The following is a 26,900-nucleotide window of genomic DNA, read 5'->3' on the forward strand; positions in this document are numbered from 1 at the left end:
AGGTCACTATTTTTATTTAAGCATTTGCATCTTGAGCTAAAGTATCTTTTAATACATCTGCTAATCTCTTAATACCTTCAACTATTTTATCTTCAGGCATATTAGAGTAGTTTAATCTGAATGTATTTTGGTTTCCTCCATTAGGGAAGAATGATCCTCCTGGAACATAAGCAACATCTTTTTCTAAACATTTTTCCATTATTTTTGCATCTAAATGTTTTGGTAGCTCTACCCAAGTGAATAATCCGCCTTCTGGATATGTATGTTCTATTCCTTCTGGGAATGTTTCGTCCATTGTTTTTAACATTAAATCTCTACGTTTGCTATAAACTGATTTTATATTCTCAACATGTGCATCTAAATCATAAACATCTATAAATTTACTTATTTCTCTTTGTGATATTGTAGATGCTTGTAAGTCTGCTCCTTGTTTAATAAATATGAATTTTGATAATAATTCTTCAGAAGCAGCAACCCAACCTATTCTGTATCCTGGACAGAATATTTTTGAGAATGATCCTAAGAACATAACTAGTCCTTTTTCATCCATAGCCTTTAATGATGGTAATATTTCCCCTTCAAATCTTAATTCTCCATATGGATTATCCTCTATTACTGGTAATTCAAACTTATTTATGACATCCATGAATCTTTCACGTCTTTCCATAGACCATGTCTTTCCTGTTGGATTTTGGAAGTCAGGTATAACATATATCATTTTTACATTTTCTGTTGTTTCTAAAATATTTTCTAATTCTTCAATTATCATACCATCTTTGTCAGTTGGTACTTCTATAAATTTAGGACAATAAGCTTTAAAAGCATTAAGTGCACCTAAGTATGATGGACTTTCTACTAAAACTACATCTCCTTCGTCTAAGAAAATTTTACCTGCAAAATCTAAACCTTGTTGAGATCCACTTGTTATTAATAGATCATCTTTTGATACATTAGTTTTTAGCTTTCTATTCATTCTTTCAGCTATTTGCTCTCTTAAAGGTCCAAATCCCTCTGTTGTAGTATATTGAAGAGCCTCTCTTCCTGATTCTTCTAATACCATTCTTGATATTTCTTTCATTTCTTCTACTGGAAATAATTCAGGAGCTGGAAGTCCGCCTGCAAAAGATATTACTTCAGGTTTCTCTGTCAATTTTAAAAGCTCACGAATCTCAGATCCTTTTAATCCATCCATTCTTTTTGCAAATTTGATAGCCATAATTAAGTTCCCCCTTGGTAAAATGTTTTCCCACTTTAATTATAGCAAAAGAAAACGCTTTTTTACAAGCCTTTTACTTTTTTTATTCTTTTTTCTAAAGTTTCTCTATCTAACATCAGCATTCTATCACACTTTAAGCATTTTATTTTAAAGTCCATTCCTGCTCTAGTTATTTCAAATTCTTTGCATCCACATGGATGTGGTTTCTTTAGTTCTACAACATCTCCTACGTTTAGCTTCATTGGCATTTGCATCACTCCTATCTTAATTTAGTTACTTCTTTTTGTCCTCCGGATACTCTATTTACTTTGAAAATTCCATGATATAAAATTTCATTTTCTTCTAAAGACTCTACAACTACATCCATATCCTCTTTTAAAAATCTAACAGATATTCCGCAGCTAGAACTTATTTCCCTAGGTGTTGGTAAAGTTGTTACCTTTAAATCTTTTTCGTTTAAAACTTTATCTGTTCTTATTGCATGGTGTGTTGAGTTAAAAGCTACTATATACATTTCGTTCATTTTTTTGAATTCCTTTCTAATTGTGCCTTTATTTTTTGATTTTATATAAACAAAGACTACATAAACTTTGTCATGTAGTCTTTATAATTTATATAGATATAGTTTTTGATGAATTGTTCATTGATTCTACAATCGTGTACATATTTGTTACAGTTCCAACTTTTAATTCTTCTTTTAATCCGTAGTAGTCTAAACATGTTCCACAAGATAATATTTCAACACCTGCATCTTGTAATATCTTTAGGTTTTCTACTGTAGCTTCATTTTCTGTTGTCAACTTTATTCCGCTATTAACAAATAGTATACATTTTGGATATGGCTTACTTTCTGTTAAAGTATATATATATCCTTTCATAAGTACATGTCCTAATTCATCATTTCCAGTTCCCATTCTATCTGAGTTTATAAATATACATGTATCAGCTAAAGACTCTTGTGATTTTTCTTCTATTATAACATTTTCACCTTTTATAATCTCTATACAAATAGAATCTTTTTCTGTTTTTAATACATTTGCTTCTAAATTCATTGATTTTGCTAATTTTAATATATTTTCCTTAGCAATATCATTATCTACAGTTACTTCTACAACCCCTTGTTCAATACTATCTAATTTTTTTAGTATTTATAACTGGTTTCGGACATGCCAGTCCTTTTGCATCTAACTCTATTCTCATAAATACTCATCTCCTTAATATAATACAATACTTCCTTAATTTTAACATATATAGACATATTTTGTTATAGATTATTCCTATACCATAGATTTAAATTATTTCATTGTTCTATTGTCTATTTAACTTTTAATATTTGTATTTTATCATCCAATTCAACACCTATAGTTGAGTCGTTAATCAACATTATACTTTTTATGTCCTTTTCAAAACCTTTTAATTCTTCACCTTTTTTATTAATTATTTTATTATCTTTATACAATATAAAGTTCTCTTTCATATTAACAATACCATCTATATATTCAATATTACTTGATGTAGATATATCTTCAACTTTCTTGCTTATATGTTTTATATTATTGTTTTCTTCTATAACATAAATTCCATCACTATTTATATTGCTATAATATTTTATATTTTTAACATCAAATTCATCGATTACCTTTAAATTATAATCTACCCTACTTATCTTATTTTTTCAATTAAGTAAATATTATCCTTTTGTACTATACTATCTAAAATTATAGAGTCTTTTATGCTTTTTTATTTTTTAAGTTTCCATTGTAATCATATTTAGTTATTGTGCTTTCTAAATCTTTTTCAGTTTTTAAATCACACACGTATATACCTTGTGATGTATATTCTATATCCGTTAGTTTTCCTTCTAAATCTAAGTTTTTCTGCAAGTTACCCTCAAAATCGTAAATATTTATACTATCTTTATTTTCTTTTTTATATGCATACACATATGAATCATTATCTAAGCTTACATACATAAGTCCATTATTCGGTACATTTTTTTTGAAACAACTTTTCCAGTTTTATTTATACTATATATAGTATTTTTATCTTTATCTAGTACATCTATATATTTATTGCTATCTAGCCTTAAATTTTTTATATTTAGATTTATCTTAAATATTTCTTTTCCATTTTCATCTACACTTTTTAATGTCTTTCCATCATAATATACAATACTATCTTCATATTCTATACAATTAAACTTTTGACTAATTTCTATACTTTTTTTATCTTGCATCTCCACAGATTTTTTACCTAGTTTTTTGCTAACATTCCCTATTGTCTTAGGATTTATTAAAACTATTATAATTAATACAATTATTAATAACCATTTCTTTTCACATCTAATCCCCCCAAGCCCATTTATACCTAATATTTTCTATATAAAAATAAAAGACTCCTTTTATTAAAGAGTCTTTTTAAATAATTTCTAAGTTTTTATATAAACAAACACCTTTTTGATAATACTCAAGTTCTTTTTCTTTTGAGATATCTGTATATAGTTGACCTAATTCTATATATAAGTCTGCAAGAGTTTTCCTATCGTTTAGTTCATTTACTATATTTATACATTTTAGTATATATTCTATTGCCATTTTAATATTTTCTTCTTTTTATATATTTGAGAATAATATTTAAGAGCTTTATATTCAAAATACTTATTTTTATTTTTTATTGAACTAGCTAGTGCTAACTTTGAATACTTTCTAGCTTCTTCATAGTTTTCTAATTGAATGTATGATTGTATTATTTTTATAATAACATTAATTGAACATTCATCTTCATCATATTTCTTTATTTCATAAGCTCTTTTTGAATAATCTAATGCTTTTTCACTATCGCCTATATTTTCATAAACTTCACATACTCTCAAATAAACATTAGCTAATTCATTCTTATTATCTTCTTCTTCTAAAAGTTCTAAAGCTAATCTAAATTGTTGCTTAGCTTCTTCATATTTACCCATACCCATTAATTTATTCGCTTTAGATACCATTAACTCAGCTTCTTCTTTTGTGTTAACTGTTATATCTAAATTTTTAATTTTTTCTATATACTCTAAAGCTTCATCATCTTTGTTTAGTTGTGTATAACAAAATGATATGTTGCTGTATAAATCTTTTTTAACACTTGAATCATTTAATTTATTTTCTTCTAAAATATCTTCAGCAAATTTAAAGTTACTTACTGCTCCTTTATGGAAGTTTTCTTCCATATAAATTTTACCTATGTTTATATAGCATTTAGCTATATTCTCTTTATCATTATTTTGTATGAAAAAATATAATGATTTTTCAAAGTTAATTATAGCAGCATTATAATCTTTTTGTTTTAGGTTTATCGTAGCAAGTAATAGATTGCATCTCCCATAATTATCTATTAATTGATACTTTGTACATATCGACATAACTTTATTTATTTCTTCTTTTGATTTTTCTAAGTCTTTGCATTTTATATAAATTTCACTTTGTATTATTAAATTATCAGTTATCTTTTTAGCTTGCATTTCCTTTGTTTCTAGTAAATAGTCTACACTTACACCAAGACGGCTTGCTAAATATTCTAATAACTCGTAACTAGTGTATGACTTGTCTCTTTCTATATGACTAATTTGAGCTGCAGTAATTCTTTCTCCAGCTAATTCTTTAAGCGTTAAGTTTTTTCTTTTCTTAATTTCTTAATTTTTTCTCCTAAGCTTAAAATTTCCATGCCTGTCCCCCCTAGAAAACATTTTCTTATAATAAAATTATAACTTATATTTATCATAAATACACTAATTTATTTTTTTAGATGCCATTTATTTTTAATTTAGTACATAAAAATACAGGTGATTCCACCTTTATAGCCATACTACTAAGGTAAATCACCCATATTTTTACATATTAATTTCTTTTTCTATTTCTATTAAAGCTTCGACAGTTTTATCTATTTCCTCTTTTGTATTAAAGTATCCAAAACTAAATCTTACAGTACCTTGTATAAGCGTTCCTATTGTCTCATGAGTAAGTGGTGAACAATGAATTCCTGATCTTGTAGCAATATCGTACATATCGTCTAGCAAGTACGTTAATTCTCCTGAATCTATATCCCCTATGTTTATAGAAATTACAGCTGCTCTTTTTTTACTATCCAAAGGTCCATATATTTTAACATTAGGAACCTCATTTAATTTTTTTAACATATAATCACATAATTCTTCTTCATGATGTCTAATTTTATCTATTCCTGTTTCTAAAACAAACTTAACTCCTGCATTTAAACCTGCTATACCAGGTGTATTATGAGTTCCTGACTCATATCTGTCAGGCATCATGTTAGGTTGGAATAAGTCTTCTGAATTACTACCTGTTCCACCTTCTTTTAATATATCGACATTAAGTCCTTCTCTTATATATAAAATACCTGTACCTTGTGGTCCAAGTAAACATTTATGCCCTGGAGCTGCTATCATATCTACATTTAGCTTCTGAACATCTACATCATATACCCCTAATGTTTGAGATGCATCCACTAAGTATACTATATTATTTTCTTTAGCTATATTACCTACAGATTCTATATCAACAATAGTTCCACATACATTTGATGCATGAGTTGTAACAATCAATTTTGTATTTGGTCTTATTGCTTTTCTTATATCTTCAGGATCTAGTTGTCCTAATTTATCACATTTAACAATAGTATTTTCTACTCCTTTTTTCTCTAAAGACTTTATAGGTCTTATAACTGAGTTATGTTCAATGCTTGTTGTTATAATATGATCTCCAGGTTTAACAACTCCTTTTATAGCAAGATTTAAAGAGTCTGTAGCATTATGTGTAAACACTATATTCATAGGATTAGATACATTTAAAAGTTTAGCTATATTCTCTCTACATTCGTAAATCTCTCTTCCTGCTCTCATAGCTAATTTATGACCAGCTCTCCCTGGATTAGCTCCATAAGTTTCCATACAATCTAAAACTGCGCAATATACTTCCTTAGGTTTTGGAAATGTAGTTGCTGCATTATCTAAGTAAATCATGTTAAGTCCCCTCTCTTATGCTTCTTGTCCTTCTAATAATAATGATATTATGCCATTTAAATCATCATCATTATAGTACTCTATCTCTATTTTACCTTTTTTCTTGCCTTTAGAGATATTAACTTTTGTTCCTAAAAGACTTGTAAGTCTTTCTTCTACATCCACAATATATATATCTTTTTGTTTTTTACTTTTTTCAACAACTGGAGTTTCGCTTTCTACTATTTTTTTAGCTAGTCTTTCAGTTTCTCTAACAGATAGCTCTTCTTCTATTATTTTGTTAGCTAACTCTAATTGGATTTTTGAATCAGTTATTCTCAAAAGAGCTTTACCATGCCCTGGGGTAATTCTATTATCTTCCACCATAGCCATAACTTCTTTACTAAGGTTTAAAAGTCTTAAAGTATTTGTTATATGAGGTCTACTTTTTCCGACTGCTTCAGAAATTTCCTCTTGAGTTACACTATAATGATCTATTAAACTTTTATAAGCTATTGCTTCCTCTATAGAGTTTAAATCTTCTCTTTGTAAGTTTTCTATAAGGGCTATTTCCATTAAATCTTTCATAGGTATATCTTTTATAACAGCTGGCATTTCTTTTAAATTAGCTTTTTTTGAAGCTCTGTATCTTCTTTCACCAGCTATTATCATGTATTTACCTTCATCATCTGGTTTAACTACTATAGGCTGTAAAACTCCATAGTTTTTTATAGAATTTGATAATATCTCTATTTTTTCCCCATCAAAAACTTTTCTAGGTTGTTCTGGGTTTGCATAAATTTTCTTTATATCTATATTAACAATGTCTTTTGAATCTATTTCTTCTTTTATAGTTGGAATTAAAGCTCCTAGCCCTTTTCCTAGTCTATTTGAACGTCTTGTCGTTTTTTCCATTCTATATCACATCCTCCTCTAAATCTATAAATTCTTCTGCTAATTCTAAGTATGCAACAGCACCTTTACATCTAGAGTCATAGTATATAACTGGTTTACCATGACTTGGAGCCTCTGCTAACCTTACATTTCTTGGAATTAAAGTTGTATACACACTTCCTTTAAAGTATTTTTTTACTTCTTCTACTACTTGAATTGACAGGTTCGCCCTTCCATCAAACATACTTAAAACTACACCTTGTATCTCTAAATTAGGATTTAGACTTCTCTTAATTAGTGATATAGTTTCCATTAGCTGGCTAACACCTTCCAAAGCATAGTATTCACACTGTATAGGTATTAAAACACTATCAACTGCTGTTAAACAATTTATAGTTAGCATACCTAAAGATGGAGGACAATCTATAAATATGTAATCATATTTATCTCTTACTTTATCTATTGCTTTTTTAATATATATTCTCTTTCTTCAACAGTTGTAAACTCTATTTCTGCTCCAGCTAATTCTGTTGCTGATGCTACTATATCAATATTTTCAAATTCAGTTTTGATTATTGCATTCTCTATACTATCATTATTTATTAATACTTCATAAATTGTATTTTCGACTTCATTTTTCTCTATCCCATATCCACTAGTAGAATTCCCCTGTGGATCTAGATCTAATACTAAAACTTTTTTACCCATTTTAGCTACACTAGCGCTTAAATTTACATTTGTAGTTGTTTTTCCAACTCCACCTTTTTGATTAAACACTGCTATTACCTTGCTCATAAGACTTAACCCCCTTTAACCTTTTAAAAAAGATTACTGCTAAGCAGTAATCTTTTATTTTTTAGGAATCTTTACAACAACCTCTATGTGATCACCTTTATCAACCTCTTTATACTTAGCTTCTAATCCTGTATTAGTTATAGCTTCGTATGCTTGCTTGATAGTATTAAGGTATATTCTCATTCCCATTATACCTTTGACAGTTTGTTTTTTATCTTCACCATCTTTAGGTTGTTTTAAATCTTCTAATATATCTGCTATTAGCTTTTCTGTTTTCTTTACATTTAAATCTGATTTTATTACCTTTTCTAAAACTTCTCTCATAAGTTCTTCATTTGGCAATTTCAATAAAGCTCTAGCATGTCTCTCCGTTAAACTATTCTCTACTAATTTTATTTTTATATCTGTTGGTAATCTTAGTATTCTAATTTTATTAGCTATTGTAGATTGATTTTTTCCTAACTTTGCTGCAAGCTGTTGTTGTGTGAACTCATGCTCTTTTATTAAGTTCTCATAACCCATAGCTTCTTCTATAAAATTTAAATCTTCTCTTTGTAAGTTTTCTAATAATGCTAATACAGCTGAAGATTCATCAGACATATTATTTATTATAGCAGGAATAGTTTTTAATCCAGCTAGTTTTGATGCCCTAAGCCTTCTCTCTCCTGCTACTAATTCATACTCATTGTTGCTTTTACTCCTAACAGTTATAGGCTGTAATATACCATATACCTTTATAGATTCACTTAACTCTTCTAATGCCGCTTGTGAAAATACTCTTCTTGGTTGGTATGGATTTGGAACTATATTATCTATAGGTATCTCCATAACTCTTTTATCTTCCATAACATCCCTCTCTCATCCAAAACTAAATATATTTAAAACACGAAATTACCTTAGTTACTTATTTGTATAATATTTCTTCATTTAACTACATATTCCTTCTAAAATATTTTTTTTAACATATAATTTAAAAATATTTCTTTGGAAATATACATTTTCATTCTATTTTATTGGGCTTTTTACTGGTTTACCTGCTTTTCTTGGGTATTTTGCTGGCGTACTATTTACTTTTTTGAAAACAACTATGTTGTGTTTTAGCTCTATTTCTGGAAGCTCTACATCTATCTTTTCTACAAATTCTAAACCTAAAACTTCCATAGCTTTTCTAGATTCTTCTAATTCAGTATCTGCATTTGGTCCTTTTAAACATACAAAGTAACCCCCAACCTTTATAAAAGGTACACAAAATTCCATTAAAATAGGTAATCCTGCAACAGCTCTAGCTGTCGCTATATCATATTGTTCTCTATATTTTTCATCTTTTCCAAAGTCTTCTGCTCTTCCATGTATTAATTCAATATCATCTACATTAATACTTGTACAAACTTCACTTAAGAAATTTATTCTTTTATTTAATGAATCTAAAAGAGTTACTTTCGAATTTTCTAAGCAAATTCTTAATGGAAGTCCTGGGAATCCAGCTCCAGTTCCTACATCAATTATAGACATTCCATCTTTTATATACCCTTTTTTAACTGCGGCTACAGAGTCTAAAAAGTGTTTTATATACACTTCTTTTTCCTCTTCTATTCCAGTAAGATTCATTTTTTGATTCCATTCAACTAAGATTTCTCTATATTTACTAAACTTATCTATAGTTTCATCGCTACATTTTAGTCCTAGATCTTCAATACCTTTTTAATATATCAGCATTAGTCATTTTTTTCACCTCTACCTCTTCTTTGTTGCTCAAGATAGATAAGTAAAACTGATATATCAGCTGGCGAAACTCCAGATATACGAGATGCTTGTCCTATTGATATAGGCTTTATAGCATCTAGCTTTTGTCTAGCTTCTATTCTTAAACCATCTATAGCTGAATAATTTAAGTCTTCATTTAACTTCTTATTTTCTAGCTTTTTAAATTGATCTATTTGTTTTAATTGTTTATCTATATAACCTTCATATTTAGTCATTATTACACATTGTTCTTTTACTGAATAAGGAACCTCTTCTCCTGCTCCTTTACCAGCAGCTTCTATCATTTCATAATCAACTTCTGGTCTTTTTAAGAATTCATATAAAGAGTAACCCACTTTTATAGGAGATGCCCCCTTTTCTTCTAATAGATGATTTATATCTTTAGGAGTAATTCTTTCAGTCTTTAATCTTTCTAATTCTTTTTCAACTAAATCTTTTTTATCTAAATATTTATTGTATCTATCTTCATCTACAAGACCTATTTCATGACCCTTTTCAGTAAGTCTCATATCTGCATTATCTTGTCTTAGATATAATCTATACTCACATCTAGATGTCATCATTCTATACGGTTCATTAGTTCCTTTTGTAACTAAATCATCTATTAAAACACCTATATAAGCTTCTGATCTATCTAATATAAATGGTTCTTTTCCTTGAATTTTTAATGCTGCATTTATACCTGCAATTAAACCTTGAGATGCTGCCTCTTCATAACCTGAAGTTCCATTGAATTGACCAGCACTAAATAAGTTGTCTACACCTTTTATCTCAAGTGTTGTTTTTAATTGAGTTGGATCTATACAATCATACTCTATTGCATATGCAGGTCTCATTATTCTTGCATTTTCAAGACCTTGAACACTCTTATACATTTGAATTTGTACTTCGTAAGGTAAGCTTGTTGATATACCTTGGATGTACATTTCTTTAGTACTTTCTCCTTCTGGCTCTATAAATATTTGATGTGATTCCTTGTCACTAAATCTAACAATTTTATCTTCTATAGATGGACAATATCTAGCACCAGTACTATCTATTTCACCTGCATACATAGGAGATCTTCCTAGGTTACTCTTTATTATTTCATGAGTATTTAAATTTGTTCTTGTTAAATAACATGGCTCTTGTTTTCTAGCTAATTCATTATTTAAAAATGAGAATGGAGTTATACGCTCATCTCCATTTTGCAATTCCATAACAGAGAAGTCTATGCTATCTCTATGTATTCTAGCAGGAGTTCCTGTTTTAAATCTTCTCATTCTTAATCCTAAGTCAACAAGTTTATCAGTTAAGAATTTACTGTAGCCTAAAGCATTAGGCCCTTCATAAAAAGAAACTTCTCCCATGTATATTTTAGAATTTAAGTAAACTCCTGTTGCAAGTATTACAGCTTTAGCATGATATATACATCCTAGTTTTGTAATTACACCCTTTACAACATTACCTTCACTTAGTATATCTACAACTTCATCCATTGCTATATCTAAGTTAGCCTCATTTTCTAATGTTTTTTTCATTTCTTCATGGTATCTAGCCTTATCTGCTTGAGCTCTTAATGAGTGAACAGCTGGACCTTTAGCTGTATTTAGCATTCTACTTTGTATAAATGTTTTATCGATATTTATACCCATTTGCCCACCTAGAGCATCTATTTCCTTAACTAATTGCCCTTTTCCTGTTCCTCCTATAGAAGGGTTACAAGGAAGTAAAGCTATTGAGTCTAAAGAAAGAGTTATAACTAATGTCTTATGTCCCATCCTAGCTGTAGCTAATGCAGCTTCACATCCTGCATGCCCCGCTCCAACTACTATTACATCATAATTTCCTGCATCAAAATTTAACATATATTCTCCTTTCTGATAAATATAGTATGTTTCACGAAAAACATATTATATTTATTTTCCTATACAGAAGTTACTAAATATCGTGTCTAATAGATCTTCAGTTACTGTATCTCCGTTTATATATCCTAAGTAATCCCATATATTTTTAAAATCAACCTCTATAAAATCTAATGGCATATATGAGTCTATAGCCGTTAAAGCATCTGAAATTGATTGTTTAGCTTTGTATAGTGCATCTTTATGTCTAGAGTTTGTAACAACTAAATCAGAAGAGTTTCTAACCGTTCCTTCAAACACCATATCTTCTATTTTATCATGTATTTTTCTATACCTTCATGTTGTAATGCTGATATAGTTATTATATTTTTTCATCTACAAACTGTTTTATTTTTCTATATCTATAACTTGATCTAAATCTGTTTTATTTAGTAAGACTATAGTTTTATTAGGTTGTACAGCTTCTAAGATTTCTATATCTTCTATTTCTAATTCTCTTGAAGAGTCTAAAACAACTATCGATAAGTCTGCTGAATTGAAAAATTCTTTTGATTTTTCAACTCCTATTTTTTCAACAACATCTTCAGTCTCTCTTATTCCTGCTGTATCTACTATTTTTAAAGGTATTCCTTTTATGTTTACAAATTCTTCTATTACGTCTCTTGTAGTTCCTGGAATATCTGTTACTATAGCTCTATTCTCACCTAATACAGCATTTAAAAGAGATGATTTTCCTACATTTGGTTTTCCAACTATTACTGTTTTCAATCCATCTCTAAGAATTTTCCACTTTCAGCTGTATCATATAATTTATTTATTTCTTTTTGAAGTTCTAGTGATTTTTCTTTTAATGTATTATATGTTATGTGCTCAACATCTTCATCCGGAAAATCTATAGAAACAGTTATATGAGCTAGCATTTCTGTTATACCGAATCTTAAATCTTTTATTTTTTTAGATAAAGACCCTTCTAACTGAGACTGAGCTACAGTGTGAGCCATCTCCGTCTTAGCATTTATAACATCTATTATTGCCTCTGCTTGAGCTAAGTCTATTCTTCCATTTAAGAATGCTCTCTTGGTAAATTCTCCTTGATCAGCTAATCTAACATCTTTAGATAAAACTAATTCTAGTATTTTCTTTACAGAAATAAATCCTCCGTGGCAGTTTATTTCTATAACATCTTCAGTTGTATATGAGTTTGGACCTTTCATATAAGCTACTAATACTTCATCTATAGTCTTTTCTCCGTCTAGTATATGACCATATATTAATGTTCTTGTATTATACTCTTCAATCTTCTTTCCTGAAACTGACTTGAATATATCATTTGCTACTTGAAGTGATTTTTCTCCACTTATTCTTATTATTCCGATTCCACCTTCACCTGGCGCTGTTGCTATTGCAGCTATAGTATCGTCTATAAACAATCCTATCACCTCTTTATTTAATATTTTTATACACAATCTTTTAAAATAATATTTTATCACTTTATATACTATTTTGTAATAATATCGATCTAAAATTTGAATAAACTCTACCTACTATAATATCATGTATATCAACATAATCTTAATATTATTTTATAATAATATATATCTAAAATTTAAATAAGCTCTATATAATATCATATCATGGTATATCGCTTAATCTTCATATACTTAAATTATTTCCTCAATCTAACTATTATATAAAAATTTTTCAAAAATAAAACCCCCTATATATTTAGGAGGTTTGCTTTGCTTTTATTTTTTGTACTCTATTACAAGTCTTCTATATGGATCTACACCTTCACTATGAGTTTTTACAAACTTATCATTTTGAAGAGTTGAGTGAATTATTCTTCTCTCATATGGATTCATATAATCTAGCTTTTTAGTTTTTCTTGTTTTAGCAACTTCTCTAGCTACCTTATTTGCATATCTTATTAAAGATTCTTCTCTTTTTGATCTGTAATTTTCTATATCTATAAGGACCTTAAAGTGTGAGTCTTTTTTTACTTTGTTTAAAGCTAATCCTGCTAAAAATTGAATAGAATCTAAAGTTTCTCCTCTTCTACCAATTAATATTGCAGCATCTTTACCTGTTATATTAACTTTAACAACATTTTTTTCTTGATTTACATCAACTTGAGCTTCCATATTTAAATTATTAACTATATTTAATACGAAATCTCTAACCACATCTGACTCTTTTAATGTATCTTTGCTTTCTTCTTTTTTGTCTACAATAGCGATTTCTTTTTCTATTAATGGTTGTTCTTTTGAATCTGGAACTTCTACTTTTTCCTTAACAGTTATTTTAAAAATCCCATCTTTGTTTCCTATTAATCCCAAGAAACCTTTTACAGGTTCTTTTACAACCTCTACATCTATGTCTTCTCTATTTACTCTTAATTGTCCTAAAGCTTGTGATATAGCAATATCAATGTTTTTACTTTTTATTTCTAGGCTTTGTTTCATCTACTACACCCTCCCCAGAATTAGCAAGCTTAGTTCTTAATGGATTCATTATTAAGTAGTATTGAGCTAATTGGAATAAATTACTTACTGTCCAATATAACGCAAGACCAGCTGGGAAACTTATTCCCCACCAAAACATCATAAATGACATAAAGTATGTCATAATCTTCATAGACCCTTGTTGTTGGTCTTGTGGCATAGTTAACTTTTGAGTTATAAACGTTGTTACTCCAGCTAACACAGCTATTATTAAAGTTTTATCTGGTGATGATAAAGATGTCATCCATAAAAATCCTGTGTCAGCAGCTTTTTGAGCAGCTTCACTTTGGAAAACATGGTGCGTAACTGGATTTCTTAATACATTATAAAGACCTATTAATATAGGAAATTGTATTAATAATGGTAAACATCCTGACATCGGATTTATTTTAGCCTCTTGGTAAACCTTCATTATTTCTTGATTTTGTTTTTCTGGTTTACTCTTGTATTTTTCTTGTATCTCTTTTATTTTTGGCTGAATATCTTGCATAGCCTTCATAGACTTTGTCTGTTTTATAGTTAGCGGTAATAATATTACTTTTACAACTATAGTGAATATAATAATAGCCCATCCATATTCAATTCCAAAATCTAATATAAATTTAAGAACTTGGCCTAATAAGTTACTAATAAAATTCAATTCTAATACCTCCTAAAGTGTCTTTATCTTTACTTTACAACATAATTACTTTAGAGGATCATATCCTCCGGGATGGAAAGGGTGACACTTTAATATTCTTCTTATGGCTAAATAAGACCCTTTTAGTGCCCCATATTTTTTCAAAGCTTCTATTGCATACTGAGAACAAGTTGGATAAAACCTACACGTAGGTCCTTTTAAAGGAGATATGTGTTTTTGATAAAATCTTACTATATATATAAAAACTTTAGTTAAATAATGGTTTATATTATTTAATAAGTTATATAATTGCTTCAATTTAATCCCCCATATCCTTATTAACCTTTTAATAGTTTAGACTTTTTAACTAAGCTCATAACCGATTTCTCTATATCTCTATACTCAGCATCTTTGCTAGCTACTCTAGCTATGAACACTAAATCATATCCATCTTTTATATGCTCATCACAGTTTAACCTAAAACCTTCTCTTATTCTTCTTCTAACCTTATTTCTAATATTAGCTTTTCCAACTTTCTTAGAAACAGAAAATCCTACTCTATTAAAGTCTGATTTATTATCCAGTATATACATTACTAAGTATTTATTTGCAAAAGATTTGCCGTGTTTGTATACTTTTCTAAAATCAGAGTCTTTTTTTATACCTTTAGTATTCTTGAAATCCATACTAAATCCTCCTAAAAACACAGCTTAAATTTATAATTTTTTACACAAAAAGGCTACTTTTCAGCAGCCCTTTTATAAAAAAATTAATGAGTTAATCTCTTTCTTCCTTTAGCTCTTCTTCTCTTTAGAACATTTTTTCCGTTAGAATTTTTCATTCTCTTTCTGAATCCATGCTCTTTTTTTCTTTGTCTTTTCTTTGGCTGATAAGTTCTTTTCATTTTTTGCACCGCCTTTCAAGATTAATTTTCCGTTTATAAAAATAATAACTTTACCCTCAAAGTAAGCATAACACGTACAATTATAAATCCTTTTAGGCTTATTGTCAACGTATTTTTGCGGTTGTTTTGTCAAGATTTCATAGTAAAAAATGATAGTTAATTTTGTTGACATTTTTATCAACAAGTCGTTAAATATGTGGATAAATTGTACATAAATTATTGAAGTTTAGCGTATATTCTGATATTATAAATATACCTGTTGATAATGTTTATAAATATTATTAACATTTTAAATTTATTCACAAGTTGTGGATAAAATGTGCATAACTTATTGTGTAAAAGATAATAATCAAGTTATAAACTATATTTATTATTATTGATATTATTATAACTTTATATACATATGTTCATAATTTCTATAAATTATCAGCTATTTTTTATTTTTTACAGTTTATCCACATATTTATCCATATTTTTGCATAAAATTATATTTTTTAAATAAATACTAAATTTGTTAATAACTTTGTGGAAATTGTTAATTATTTTGTTCGGAGGTTTAAATTATGGATATAGTTTCTTTATGGGAAAAAACTCTACAGCTTATAAAAGGCGAGTTATCACCCCCCAGTTTTAATGCTTTCTTTAAGCAAATAAAACCATTACAAATACAATCAAATACTTTAATACTATTAGTTCCAAATGATTTTACAAAAGGAATACTTGAAGATAGATACTTAAATCTAATAGAAAGCTCTGTAAATCAACTTTCTTTAAAAAAACATAATATCAAATTTGTTTTAAGCGAAAATGAAGTAAAAGGTTTAGATAAAGACCCACAAATAGATGATGATAAGCAAATAAGAAAAAAATATCCGAATCTAAATCCTAAATATACTTTTGACACATTTGTTATTGGAAATAGTAACCGTTTTGCTCATGCAGCTTGTGTTGCTGTAGCTGAAGCTCCTGCAAGAGCTTACAATCCACTATTTTTATACGGTGGAGTTGGACTTGGAAAAACACATCTTATGCACGCAATCGGGCATCATATAATGGAACAAAAAAAAGATCCTAAGGTAGTTTATGTATCATCTGAGAAATTCACAAATGAGCTTATAAACTCAATTAAAGATGATAGAAATGAAGAATTTAGAAACAAATATAGAAATGTAGATGTCCTTTTAATAGATGATATTCAATTTATTGCAGGAAAAGAAAGAACTCAAGAAGAGTTTTTCCATACATTCAATTCATTACACGAAGCAAATAAACAAATAATAATATCTAGTGATAGACCTCCTAAAGAAATACCTACTTTAGAGGATAGACTTCGTTCAAGATTTGAAATGGGACTTATAACTGATATTCAAGCTCCTGATTTTGAAACTAGAATGGCTATATTAAGAAAAAAAGCTCAAATGGAAGATATAGATGTTCCTAATGAGGTTACAGTGTACATAGCAAAAAATATTAAATCGAATATAAGAGAATTAGAAGGTGCTCTTACAAGAGTTGTTGCTTATAGTTCACTTACTAATAGAACTATATCTTTTGAATTAGCATCTGAGGCCCTAAAAGATATAATTACTACTTCTAAACATGAAGAAATTACAGTAAATAGGATAAAAGAAAAAGTTTCTGCTGTATTTTCCTTAAAAATGGAAGACTTTAATTCTAAAAAGAGAACTCGATCTATCTCTTACCCTAGACAAGTTGCGATGTACTTATCAAGAGAACTTACTGATTTATCTTTACCTAAAATAGGTGAAGAGTTTGGAGGTAGAGATCATACTACTGTAATACATGCTCATGATAAAATTTCTAAAGATATTGAGAATAACGAAGATTTTAAAGAAAAAGTAAACAAAATAATACTAGATTTAAAAGGCTAACTTATAAACATTTGCATGTGGATATCGACTTAATTAAATGTGCATATTTTTTTTCTTATAAAATATATACAATTTATTCTACAAAAACACACAAAGATATTAACATTTTTTACACATGTTGATATCTTTGTATTTATTTTGGTTGAGATACTTATCCACATTATACACAGCACCTACTATTATTACTACTATTTTTTCTTATTTATTTATATATAAAACAAGTCAAGGAGGTTATCCACAATGAAGATAATTTGCAATCAAAAAATACTAGCTCATAAAATAAGTATTGTTCAAAAAGCTATAAATGGAAAAACAACTTTAGAACTTTTAAAAGGGATATTATTAACAGCTAAAGAAGGAACTTTAAATTTAACAGGATATGATTTAGAAATAGGAATAGATACACATATACAAGCTGAAATAGTAGAAGAAGGGGAAATAGTAATAAATGCACGTTTATTCGGAGATATAATAAGAAAATTACCAGATACTTTCGTTGAAATAGAAACAGATTCTGATAACAATGTATACATAAATTGTTTAAATTCAAGATTTAAAATAAAAGGAGATTCAGCAGTTGAATATCCAAGACTACCAGATGTAAATGAAAATGATTTATACAATATTCCTCAAGATTTACTAAAAAACATGATAAAACAAACAGTTTTCGCAATATCTCAAGATCAAACAAAACCAATCTTAATGGGAGAATTGTTAGAAATTATTGATGGAAATATAAGTTTAGTTGCTATAGATGGGTATAGATTAGCTGTAAGATCTAGTGAAATTGATAATATGAGTAATAATACAAAAGTTATTATCCCTGGAAAAACACTTCATGATGTAAATGGACTACTTTCATCTGAAGATGATGCTATTCAATTAGGATTTGATGAAAAAAATGCAATATTTATAATCAATGAAACTAAAATTATAACTAGACTGTTAGATGGAGAATTTATAGATTATAAAAAACTTCTACCTAGAGAATATGGAGTTAGAGCAAAAGTTAATACAAAAGAATTATTAAATAGTATAGAAAGAGCTTCACTATTATCTCAGTCAGAGAAAAATAATTTAATAAAATTATCAATAAGAGATAATTCCATAGCAATAACTTCTAATACTGAAAAAGGAAATGTTTATGAAGAGGTTTCTATAGAACTAGAAGGAGATTATTTAGACATAGCTTTTAATTCAAGATATTTCTTAGATGCTTTAAAAGTTATAGATAGTGAGGAAATATTTATAGAATTCACTACAAATGTAAATCCATGTATAATAAAACCAGTAGATGGAACAAAATATACATACTTATTACTTCCTGTAAGAATATCATCTAATATATAGATTAAAATTAAACCCAACTGAAAAAGTTGGGTTTTTATGATATAATATATTTTTGAATATATGTTAAAAATTAAGATAATAAATTAAATTAATATATATTTGTTATAATAAAAGGAGGAAGAAAAATGATAGAAATCACTATAGATTCTGAATTCATAAAATTAGATCAATTCTTAAAACTAGCTGATATTGCATCTACAGGCGGACATGCTAAATTTTTAATTCAAGAAGGTCTAGTAAAGGTTAACGGAGAAATAGAAACTAGAAGAGGAAAAAAATTAAGATCTAATGATATAGTAGAAGTTGAAGGCAATACAATAAAAATACTATAAAAGGGGTGCCCTTTGTGTATTTAAAAGGCTTAAATTTAATCAATTTTAGAAATTATGAAGCTCTTTATTTAGAGTTTAATCCCAAAATAAATTTACTTATAGGTAAAAATGGACAAGGAAAAACAAATATTGTAGAAGCAATTTACTTATTATCATTTGGAAAGTCTTTTAGAACCAATAAAGATAAGGAAATGATTAGATTTGAAAGTGAAAATTTATATATAGGTGGAAATTTCACAAAACATAACAGAAATAGTCTAATAGAAATTGGAATTGGTAAAAATAACAAAAAGGGAATTAAAATTAATAAAATAAGCATAGAAAAAATATATGAATTATTAGGAAATCTAAATGTAGTTATTTTTTCTCCTGAAGATTTAAGATTAGTCAAAGAAGGTCCTAAAGAAAGAAGGTCTTTTATAGATAAAGAAATAAGTCAAATTATGCCGAAATATTATAATTACCTTACAAATTACAATAAAATACTATTTCAGAGAAATAAATTACTAAAAAGTAACTATGTCGACATAAATTTAATAGAGGTTTATGATGAGAGTTTGGCGAAGTATGGTAGTTATATATATATTTTAAGACGAGACTTTATAAAAAAAATTGCATCTATATCAAGTGAAATGCATAAAAATCTTACTAATAATTTAGAAGATTTATCAATAAGGTATAAAAATCAATTAAATATTAATGATGAAGACACTATAAACACTGTGTATGAAAGATTTATTGAAAAACTTAAATCTGGGCATCAGCATGATATAGAAACTAGAACTACTCGATATGGAGTCCATAAAGATGATTTATCAATTTATATAAATGAGCTAGATGTTAGACTATATGGATCCCAAGGTCAACAGAGAACAGCATCTATTTCATTAAAACTTTCAGAAATAGAGTTGATAAAAAATGAAGTAGGAGAGTATCCCATTTTGTTATTGGATGACATTTTCAGTGAATTAGATGAGACTAGACAAAAACTCTTAGTTGATAATTTAGATAAAGTTCAAATGTTTATAACGACAGCTGAAGCTTCTCATAAAAAAATATTTAGCACTGAAAATACTACTATTTTCAACATTGAAAAAGGAAATGTAATTAGTATAGAGAATGGAGGAAACTAGATGAAACAAGAATACGGCGCAAGTCAGATACAGGTCTTAGAAGGATTAGAACCTGTTAGAAAAAGACCTGGTATGTACATAGGGTCAACAGGACCTAGAGGTTTACATCATTTAGTTTATGAAGTCGTGGACAACAGTATAGATGAAGCTCTAGCTGGATATTGTTCAGACATATATGTTTCTATAAATGAAGATGGGAGCATATTAGTAAAAGATAATGGTAGAGGTATTCCAGTAGAAGTTCATCCTAAGACTGGAAAGTCTACATTAGAAACAGTTTTAACTGTACTTCATGCTGGAGGAAAATTTGGTGGTGGAGGCTATAAAGTTTCTGGAGGTCTTCATGGAGTAGGTATTTCTGTAGTTAACGCATTATCAGAGTGGTTAGTTGCAGAAGTTCACCATGATGGAAAAATCTATCGCCAAAGATATGAAAAAGGAGTTGCGACTTCAGAAATAAAAGTTGTTGGAGAAACTAAAACAACAGGAACTATAATAACATTCAAACCTGATGCTACTATATTCGACGAAGTTGAATATAAGTATGATACATTAGAACATAGATTAAGAGAATTAGCATTCTTAAATAAAGGTGTTAATATAGTTCTAGAAGATAAGAGAGAAGATCAAGAAAAAACAAAAAAATTCCACTATGAGGGTGGTTTAAGAGAATTTGTTAAACATCTAAATAAAACAAAAACAGGAATTCATGATGATATAGTTTATATAGAGAAAAAAGTAAAGGACTACATGGTTGAAGTAGCTTTACAATATACTGACGGTTATACAGAGAACATATATTCTTTTGCAAATAATATAAATACTCACGAGGGTGGTACTCACTTAAGTGGATTTAAAACTGCTATGACTAAGGTTGTAAATGATTATTCAAGAAAAAATGGAATATTAAAAGAAAAAGATTCAAATCTTTTAGGAGAAGATATAAGAGAAGGTCTTACAGCTGTTATATCTATAAAACTTCCAGAGCCTCAGTTTGAAGGTCAAACTAAAACTAAATTAGGAAATACAGCTGTTAGAGGTGTAGTAGATAGTGTAACAGTTGAAGAGATAGGTTCATTCTTAGAAGAAAATCCAACAACTGCTAGAATAATAGTAGATAAAGCTTTAAGAGCTCAAAGAGCTAGAGAAGCTGCTAAAAAAGCAAGAGAGTTAACTAGAAGAAAGAGTGTACTAGAAAGTACATCTTTACCTGGAAAATTAGCTGATTGTGCTGAAAAAGATCCTTCAAAAAGTGAAATATTCTTAGTCGAAGGGGATTCTGCCGGAGGTTCAGCAAAGCAAGGTAGAGATAGACACTCTCAAGCAATATTACCACTAAGAGGTAAGATACTTAATGTTGAGAAATCTAGATTAGATAAAATATTATCATCAGATGAAATAAGAAATATGATAACTGCATATGGATGTAGTATAGGTGATGATTTTGACTTAGAAAAAGCTAGATATCATAAAATTGTAATAATGACCGATGCCGATGTCGATGGAGCTCATATAAGAACACTTTTACTTACATTCTTCTTTAGATATATGAGACCTCTTATAGAGAATGGTTATGTTTATATAGCCCAACCACCTTTATATAAAGTCAAAAAACAAAAGAAAGAACACTATGTATACTCTGATCAAGAGTTAAATACTTTATTAGATCAACTTGGAAGAAGTGGAATAGAACTACAAAGATACAAAGGTCTTGGAGAGATGAATGCAGAACAACTTTGGGAAACAACTATGAACCCTGAAACAAGAACTTTATTACAAGTATCTATAGAAGATGCATCTATGGCAGATGAAATATTCTCAATGCTTATGGGTGATAAGGTTGCTCCAAGAAAAGAATTTATAGAAGAAAATGCAAGATATGTTAGAAATTTAGATATATAAGAGAGGGGATGAGTGTTAATGGATGAAAATAATAGAATACTCCCTATTGAAATAGGTCACGAAATGAAAAAATCGTATATTGATTATGCGATGAGTGTTATAGCTGGACGTGCCCTACCAGATGTAAGAGATGGACTTAAACCAGTTCATAGAAGAATATTATACTCAATGAGTGAATTAAATTTAACACCAGATAAACCATATAGAAAGTCTGCCCGTATTGTCGGGGACGTTCTAGGTAAGTATCACCCACATGGAGATACTGCTGTTTACTTTGCAATGGTAAGAATGGCACAAGATTTCTCTACAAGAGGTCTTTTAGTTGATGGACATGGTAACTTTGGTTCTGTCGATGGAGATTCACCAGCTGCAATGCGTTATACTGAAGCTAGAATGAGTAAATTAGCTCTTGAATTATTAAGAGATATAGATAAAGAGACAGTAGACTTTACACCAAACTTTGATGAATCTTTAAAAGAGCCATCAGTTTTACCATCTAGATTCCCTAACCTTTTAGTTAATGGATCTAATGGTATAGCAGTTGGTATGGCAACATCTATACCACCTCATAACTTAGGTGAAGTAATTGATGCGACAATACACCTTATAGATAATGAGGATTGCAGCATTGAAGATTTAATTCAATTTGTACAAGGTCCAGATTTCCCAACAGCTGCAATAATAATGGGTAAAGAAAATATAGCTGAAGCCTACAGAACAGGAAGAGGTAAAGTTAAAGTAAGAGCTAGAGCTTACATAGAAGAGCTAGCTAAAGGAAAGCAACAAATAGTTGTAACTGAAATACCATATCAAGTAAATAAAGCTAAGTTAGTTGAGAAAATAGCTGAATTAGTTAAAGATAAGAAAGTTGAAGGAATCTCTGACTTAAGAGATGAGAGTAATAGAGATGGTATGAGAATAGTTATAGAGCTTAAGAGAGATGCAAATGCAAACATAGTTTTAAATAAGCTTTATAAACATTCTCAGATGGAAGATACTTTCAGTATAATAATGCTAGCATTAGTAAATGGAGAGCCTAAAGTTTTAAATTTAAAACAAGTTTTATATCACTATGTTCAACATCAAAAGGATGTAGTAACTAGAAGAATTAAGTTTGATTTAAATAAAGCTGAAGCAAGAGCTCATATACTAGAAGGTTTAAGAATTGCATTAGATAACTTGGACGAAGTTATAAAGCTGATAAGAGGATCTAAAACTACTCAAGAAGCTAAGGAAGGTTTAATCAACAGATTTAATCTTTCTGATGTACAAGCTCAAGCAATACTTGATATGAGACTTCAAAGACTTACAGGGTTAGAAAGAGACAAGATAGAAGCTGAATATGCAGAATTACTTAAAAAGATAAATAGATTAAGAGAAATTTTAAGTGATGAAAGACTTCTTATGAATGTTATAAAACAAGAATTAACTATAATAAAAGAAAACTACTCAGATGATAGAAGAACTGAAATAAAACATGCTGAAGGCGAAATAGACATGAGGGATCTTATCGAGAATGAGGAAGTAGCAGTAACTCTAACTCATTTCGGATACATAAAGAGAATGCCTATAGATACATATAAGAGCCAAAATAGAGGTGGAAGAGGGATTTCAGCGCTTACTACAAGAGAAGAAGACTTTATAAAAGAGTTAATAACTACTCATACACATAGTAGATTATTATTCTTTACAAACAAAGGTAGAGTTTATAGATTAAATGCATATGAAATTCCAGAAGCTAAAAGACAAGCTAAAGGAACAGCTATAGTTAACTTATTACAGTTAAATAGTGATGAAAAAATTGCTACTATGATATCTATAGATGATAATAGTGAATCAGAATTCTTATTATTATCTACTAAAAAAGGAATAGTTAAAAAGACTAAGCGTGAAGAATTTAAAAATATAAACAAATCAGGATTAATAGCAATAGGTTTAAGAGAAGATGACGAACTTATTGGAGTTAAAGTAACTGATGGTAGTGAAGATGTTATATTAGTTACTCAAGGTGGTATGTCTATAAGATTTAATGAAAATGATATAAGACATATGGGAAGAACTGCAATGGGAGTTAAGGGTATTACTTTAAGTAATAATGATAAAGTTGTGTCGATGAACCTTTGCAGTGAAGGAACTGAGTTATTAGTTGTTAGTGGCAATGGTTTTGGAAAAAGAACATCAATAGAAGAGTATAGATCTCAGATAAGAGCAGGTAAAGGTATAAAGACTTATAATATAAACGATAAAACAGGCGAGATTGTTGGAGCTCAAATGGTGAATGAAGATGATGAGATGATGATCATAAATTCAAATGGAGTATTAATAAGACTTAGAGTAAATGAAATATCTTTATTTGGAAGAGTTACTAGTGGTGTTAAGCTAATGAAAACTGATGATGAAGTTAATGTAGTTTCAATTGCAAAGATAGAGATGGAAGAATAGGGTATACAAACCCTATTCTTTTTGCATAATTATATATATAATATTTATATAAAGTAAGAAAGGAGTATTAATATTATGAGTAAAAATAAGGGAAAAGTTTTTTTAATAGGATCGATAATAGGATTTTTACTTGGTATATTCTTAGCGCCTAAAAAAGGTTCTGAATTAAGAAAAGAAGCTAAGGACAAGATGGAAGAAATAAAAGAAAATCCTAGAGAAGTTCTAGATGGAACGATTCAAACTGTAAAAGATAAGATTACAACTATAGTTGACGATTGTGATGTTAACGATATAAACATAGTTGAGGATGAAATAATAATAAGCAAGACTTTTGAAGATGAGGGAGATAATGTATAATGGATGCAGTAGGATGGCAGATAGGAGCTATTTTATTCGGGGTGTCAGTATTAATAATAGCTATATACTTAGCAAAGCTAATAAATAGTACAACTAAAGTTGTTGAAAAAGCATACAAAATAGTAGACTATAACGAAAGACATATACATGACACTATAGAAAATGTTGCAGCAATTACAAAAAGTACAGAAGATATTGTTAGTTTAGCTAGTGGTGTAACTAATATAACTAAAGCATTTAGATTTTTTAAAAAGTAATAAGGAGGTAGTACGATGTCTGTAAATATAGAATCGAAACTAGATAATAATTTTTGGAATGTAGATATAAATGGAGAGTTAGATGTAGCTGGAGCTGACAAAGTAAAAACACATTTAAACAGCTTAATAGAAGAAAAACCAGTAGACATAAAAATGGATTTTACTAACTTAGAATACATAGATTCAACAGGATTAGGAGCATTAATAGGTGTATTAAAAAGATTAAAAGTTAATGATAAGGATATATATGTATTAAATGCTAGAAAAAATGTTAAGAAAATTTTCAGTATAACAGGTCTAGACAAAATATTTAAAGTGGAGGGATAAGTTTTGGATTTAGAAACTATAAAAATGGAAGTTACATCTAATCCAGAATATGTAAGCATTATAAGATTAACAGTTTCTGGAATAGCAAATAAAATTGGATTTTCTTTAGATGATATAGAAGATATAAAGGTAGCAGTGTCAGAAGCTTGTACAAATGCTATAAAGCATAGTTTAGATGATAAATTTTTAGTTCAATTTTCTGTATTAGAAAACGGATTAACAATAGAAGTAGAGGATAAAGGAACAGGATATGATGTAGAATCTCTACAAGAGCCAGATTTAACAAACCCAAAAGAAAGCGGATTAGGCTTATTTATAATAAAGACATTAATGGATGAGGTAAGCACTATATCTAATAGCGATGTTGGGACTAGAGTTAAAATGACTAAATATTTAGGAGTTGGTATTTAATGAAGAATGTAGCTAATGCTACAAGCTATATGGATATGGAAACCAAAGAGCTGTTTAAAATATATAGCAATGACAAAAATGTAGAAATAAGAAATATTCTGATAGAGAGACATATGTATTTAGCTAATATACTAGCTAAAAAATATATTAATAAAGGTGTTGAATTTGATGATATTTTTCAAGTTGCATCTTTAGCTTTGATATATGCAATAGATAGATATGATATTGAAAAAGGATATGAATTTTCAAGTTTTGCGACACCTACTATAATAGGTGAAATTAAGAAATATTTCAGAGATAAAGTTTGGACAGTAAAAGTACCAAGAAGAATTCAGGAATTAAGCAAAAAGATAAGCGAAGCTAAGTTATTTTTAGAGCAAAAAAATAAACAAAGTCCAAAAGCTATTGATATAGCAAATTATTTAGACTGTACAGAAGAAGAAGTACTAGAGGCTATAGAGGCATCATATGGATATCAACCTATGTCTTTAGATGCATCTAGCAATGATGATTCAGATGATAAGGAAATAACATTGAAAGATAAAGTTGGACAAGAAGAAAATAGTTTTGGAAATATAGAAAATATGGACTTTATTAATAAGTTTGTAGAATCTCTAAATGAATTAGAGGTTAAGATATTTAAAGATAGATTCTTCCTAGATAAAACACAATCAATTATAGCCAAAGAGCTGGAAATATCACAGATGACAGTATCAAGACTAGAAAGAAAAATAATAGAAAAATTAAAGAAAGAATATGAGAAAAACTCATAAAAATAAAAAATAAAATAAAATTAAAAAAAACTGTTGACTTACTGTTTAATTCATAGTATAGTATTACTTGTCCTTAAGAAAAGGGCAAAACAAAAATGAACTTTGAAAATTAAACAGTAGGTTAATTATATAAATTCTTTTTTAAAGAATTAAACACAAACAACCAAGCCAGATATTCAGATAAT

General features: G+C 28.6%; 30 protein-coding genes and 3 pseudogenes. 11 read left to right on the forward strand and 22 right to left on the reverse strand.

Annotation, left to right across the window (positions count from 1 at the left end; all coding sequences use genetic code 11):
* Nucleotides 1–16: 16 nt before the first annotated feature.
* The 22 genes and pseudogenes from LEQ07_RS09625 to rpmH all read right to left on the reverse strand — a co-directional run bounded on the left by LEQ07_RS09625 (nt 17) and on the right by rpmH (nt 15,539).
* The gene (locus LEQ07_RS09625) at nt 17–1,216 is read right to left on the reverse strand and encodes an aminotransferase-like domain-containing protein (RefSeq protein WP_263330447.1); all 1,200 of its coding nucleotides are present in this window, start codon (nt 1,214–1,216) and stop codon (nt 17–19) included.
* Between the two features lie 62 nt (nt 1,217–1,278).
* On the reverse strand, nt 1,279–1,464 hold the full coding sequence (locus LEQ07_RS09630) for a DUF951 domain-containing protein (protein WP_021428122.1): 186 nt from the start codon (nt 1,462–1,464) through the stop codon (nt 1,279–1,281).
* A gap of 11 nt (nt 1,465–1,475) precedes the next feature.
* A complete protein-coding gene (locus LEQ07_RS09635) occupies nt 1,476–1,739 on the reverse strand; it encodes a DUF3343 domain-containing protein (protein ID WP_263330449.1) in 264 nt (87 codons plus the stop codon).
* Between the two features lie 88 nt (nt 1,740–1,827).
* Nucleotides 1,828–2,364, reverse strand: a complete 537-nt coding sequence (gene yedF / locus LEQ07_RS09640) for a sulfurtransferase-like selenium metabolism protein YedF (protein WP_332843081.1) — start codon at nt 2,362–2,364, stop codon at nt 1,828–1,830.
* Between the two features lie 167 nt (nt 2,365–2,531).
* Nucleotides 2,532–2,693, reverse strand: coding sequence for a hypothetical protein (locus LEQ07_RS09645; protein ID WP_263330451.1), 162 nt, complete (start codon nt 2,691–2,693; stop codon nt 2,532–2,534).
* Between the two features lie 253 nt (nt 2,694–2,946).
* Nucleotides 2,947–3,189, reverse strand: a complete 243-nt coding sequence (locus LEQ07_RS09650; RefSeq protein ID WP_263330452.1) for a hypothetical protein — start codon at nt 3,187–3,189, stop codon at nt 2,947–2,949.
* Nucleotides 3,180–3,452, reverse strand: coding sequence for a DUF5711 family protein (locus tag LEQ07_RS09655; protein WP_263330453.1), 273 nt, complete (start codon nt 3,450–3,452; stop codon nt 3,180–3,182). The genes LEQ07_RS09650 and LEQ07_RS09655 overlap by 10 nt, the downstream gene beginning before the upstream one ends.
* 181 nt (nt 3,453–3,633) lie before the next feature.
* On the reverse strand, nt 3,634–3,810 hold the full coding sequence (locus tag LEQ07_RS20105; protein WP_317852054.1) for a hypothetical protein: 177 nt from the start codon (nt 3,808–3,810) through the stop codon (nt 3,634–3,636).
* Nucleotides 3,801–4,721 carry a tetratricopeptide repeat protein gene (locus tag LEQ07_RS09660; RefSeq protein WP_317852055.1) on the reverse strand — a complete coding sequence of 307 codons (921 nt, stop codon included), beginning with the start codon at nt 4,719–4,721 and terminating at the stop codon, nt 3,801–3,803. Before LEQ07_RS09660 ends, LEQ07_RS20105 begins: the two co-directional genes overlap by 10 nt.
* 75 nt (nt 4,722–4,796) lie before the next feature.
* Nucleotides 4,797–4,889, reverse strand: a pseudogene (locus LEQ07_RS22525) (hypothetical protein); the annotation flags it as partial.
* 201 nt (nt 4,890–5,090) lie between these two features.
* A complete protein-coding gene (locus tag LEQ07_RS09665; RefSeq protein WP_263330454.1) occupies nt 5,091–6,239 on the reverse strand; it encodes an aminotransferase class V-fold PLP-dependent enzyme in 1,149 nt (382 codons plus the stop codon).
* 15 nt (nt 6,240–6,254) lie between these two features.
* On the reverse strand, nt 6,255–7,133 hold the full coding sequence (locus tag LEQ07_RS09670; protein WP_025161513.1) for a ParB/RepB/Spo0J family partition protein: 879 nt from the start codon (nt 7,131–7,133) through the stop codon (nt 6,255–6,257).
* A 1-nt stretch (nt 7,134) separates the two neighbouring features.
* Nucleotides 7,135–7,907, reverse strand: a pseudogene (locus tag LEQ07_RS22530) (ParA family protein).
* Between the two features lie 54 nt (nt 7,908–7,961).
* The gene (gene noc, locus LEQ07_RS09680) at nt 7,962–8,753 is read right to left on the reverse strand and encodes a nucleoid occlusion protein (protein ID WP_021427994.1); all 792 of its coding nucleotides are present in this window, start codon (nt 8,751–8,753) and stop codon (nt 7,962–7,964) included.
* 159 nt (nt 8,754–8,912) lie between these two features.
* Complete coding sequence (rsmG, locus tag LEQ07_RS09685; RefSeq protein WP_263330455.1) at nt 8,913–9,515, reverse strand: 16S rRNA (guanine(527)-N(7))-methyltransferase RsmG; 603 nt, start codon at nt 9,513–9,515, stop codon at nt 8,913–8,915.
* Between the two features lie 107 nt (nt 9,516–9,622).
* Nucleotides 9,623–11,518 (reverse strand): tRNA uridine-5-carboxymethylaminomethyl(34) synthesis enzyme MnmG, encoded by a 1,896-nt coding sequence (gene mnmG / locus LEQ07_RS09690; protein ID WP_263330456.1) that lies wholly within the window; start codon nt 11,516–11,518, stop codon nt 9,623–9,625.
* Nucleotides 11,519–11,569: 51 nt separating this feature from the next.
* Nucleotides 11,570–12,945, reverse strand: a pseudogene (mnmE, locus tag LEQ07_RS09695) (tRNA uridine-5-carboxymethylaminomethyl(34) synthesis GTPase MnmE).
* Nucleotides 12,946–13,260: 315 nt separating this feature from the next.
* Nucleotides 13,261–13,977: an RNA-binding cell elongation regulator Jag/EloR gene (gene jag, locus LEQ07_RS09700; RefSeq protein ID WP_046822353.1), complete on the reverse strand. Its 717-nt coding sequence runs from the start codon at nt 13,975–13,977 to the stop codon at nt 13,261–13,263.
* Nucleotides 13,949–14,656, reverse strand: coding sequence for a YidC/Oxa1 family membrane protein insertase (locus tag LEQ07_RS09705; RefSeq protein ID WP_046822352.1), 708 nt, complete (start codon nt 14,654–14,656; stop codon nt 13,949–13,951). Before LEQ07_RS09705 ends, jag begins: the two co-directional genes overlap by 29 nt.
* 45 nt (nt 14,657–14,701) lie before the next feature.
* Entirely contained in the window at nt 14,702–14,923 is a 222-nt protein-coding gene (yidD, locus tag LEQ07_RS09710) for a membrane protein insertion efficiency factor YidD (RefSeq protein ID WP_332840843.1), read from the reverse strand.
* A gap of 50 nt (nt 14,924–14,973) precedes the next feature.
* A complete protein-coding gene (gene rnpA / locus LEQ07_RS09715) occupies nt 14,974–15,321 on the reverse strand; it encodes a ribonuclease P protein component (protein WP_021428044.1) in 348 nt (115 codons plus the stop codon).
* An 83-nt stretch (nt 15,322–15,404) separates the two neighbouring features.
* Nucleotides 15,405–15,539 (reverse strand): 50S ribosomal protein L34, encoded by a 135-nt coding sequence (gene rpmH / locus LEQ07_RS09720; protein ID WP_021127392.1) that lies wholly within the window; start codon nt 15,537–15,539, stop codon nt 15,405–15,407.
* Between the two features lie 563 nt (nt 15,540–16,102).
* Between rpmH and dnaA the strand changes: the two genes are divergently transcribed.
* The 11 genes from dnaA (at nt 16,103) to LEQ07_RS09775 (ending at nt 26,715) form a co-directional block, all read left to right on the forward strand.
* Nucleotides 16,103–17,431, forward strand: coding sequence for a chromosomal replication initiator protein DnaA (gene dnaA / locus LEQ07_RS09725; RefSeq protein WP_046822294.1), 1,329 nt, complete (start codon nt 16,103–16,105; stop codon nt 17,429–17,431).
* A 240-nt stretch (nt 17,432–17,671) separates the two neighbouring features.
* Nucleotides 17,672–18,781 carry a DNA polymerase III subunit beta gene (gene dnaN, locus LEQ07_RS09730; protein ID WP_263330463.1) on the forward strand — a complete coding sequence of 370 codons (1,110 nt, stop codon included), beginning with the start codon at nt 17,672–17,674 and terminating at the stop codon, nt 18,779–18,781.
* A gap of 125 nt (nt 18,782–18,906) precedes the next feature.
* Nucleotides 18,907–19,113, forward strand: a complete 207-nt coding sequence (gene yaaA, locus LEQ07_RS09735) for a S4 domain-containing protein YaaA (RefSeq protein ID WP_021428116.1) — start codon at nt 18,907–18,909, stop codon at nt 19,111–19,113.
* A gap of 14 nt (nt 19,114–19,127) precedes the next feature.
* The gene (gene recF / locus LEQ07_RS09740) at nt 19,128–20,246 is read left to right on the forward strand and encodes a DNA replication/repair protein RecF (protein WP_263330465.1); all 1,119 of its coding nucleotides are present in this window, start codon (nt 19,128–19,130) and stop codon (nt 20,244–20,246) included.
* A complete protein-coding gene (gene gyrB / locus LEQ07_RS09745; RefSeq protein WP_263330466.1) occupies nt 20,247–22,148 on the forward strand; it encodes a DNA topoisomerase (ATP-hydrolyzing) subunit B in 1,902 nt (633 codons plus the stop codon).
* Between the two features lie 18 nt (nt 22,149–22,166).
* The gene (gene gyrA, locus LEQ07_RS09750) at nt 22,167–24,590 is read left to right on the forward strand and encodes a DNA gyrase subunit A (protein ID WP_263330467.1); all 2,424 of its coding nucleotides are present in this window, start codon (nt 22,167–22,169) and stop codon (nt 24,588–24,590) included.
* Between the two features lie 75 nt (nt 24,591–24,665).
* Complete coding sequence (locus LEQ07_RS09755; RefSeq protein WP_046822298.1) at nt 24,666–24,947, forward strand: YtxH domain-containing protein; 282 nt, start codon at nt 24,666–24,668, stop codon at nt 24,945–24,947.
* Nucleotides 24,947–25,204 (forward strand): hypothetical protein, encoded by a 258-nt coding sequence (locus LEQ07_RS09760; RefSeq protein ID WP_021428029.1) that lies wholly within the window; start codon nt 24,947–24,949, stop codon nt 25,202–25,204. Before LEQ07_RS09755 ends, LEQ07_RS09760 begins: the two co-directional genes overlap by 1 nt.
* Before the next feature lie 15 nt (nt 25,205–25,219).
* On the forward strand, nt 25,220–25,531 hold the full coding sequence (locus tag LEQ07_RS09765; RefSeq protein WP_046822299.1) for an STAS domain-containing protein: 312 nt from the start codon (nt 25,220–25,222) through the stop codon (nt 25,529–25,531).
* Nucleotides 25,532–25,534: 3 nt separating this feature from the next.
* Nucleotides 25,535–25,942, forward strand: coding sequence for an ATP-binding protein (locus tag LEQ07_RS09770; protein ID WP_025161508.1), 408 nt, complete (start codon nt 25,535–25,537; stop codon nt 25,940–25,942).
* The gene (locus LEQ07_RS09775; RefSeq protein ID WP_046822300.1) at nt 25,942–26,715 is read left to right on the forward strand and encodes a SigB/SigF/SigG family RNA polymerase sigma factor; all 774 of its coding nucleotides are present in this window, start codon (nt 25,942–25,944) and stop codon (nt 26,713–26,715) included. Before LEQ07_RS09770 ends, LEQ07_RS09775 begins: the two co-directional genes overlap by 1 nt.
* Nucleotides 26,716–26,900: the final 185 nt, after the last annotated feature.

The organism is Paraclostridium sp. AKS73 (assembly GCF_025671395.1).
Lineage (GTDB): Bacteria > Bacillota > Clostridia > Peptostreptococcales > Peptostreptococcaceae > Paraclostridium > Paraclostridium benzoelyticum.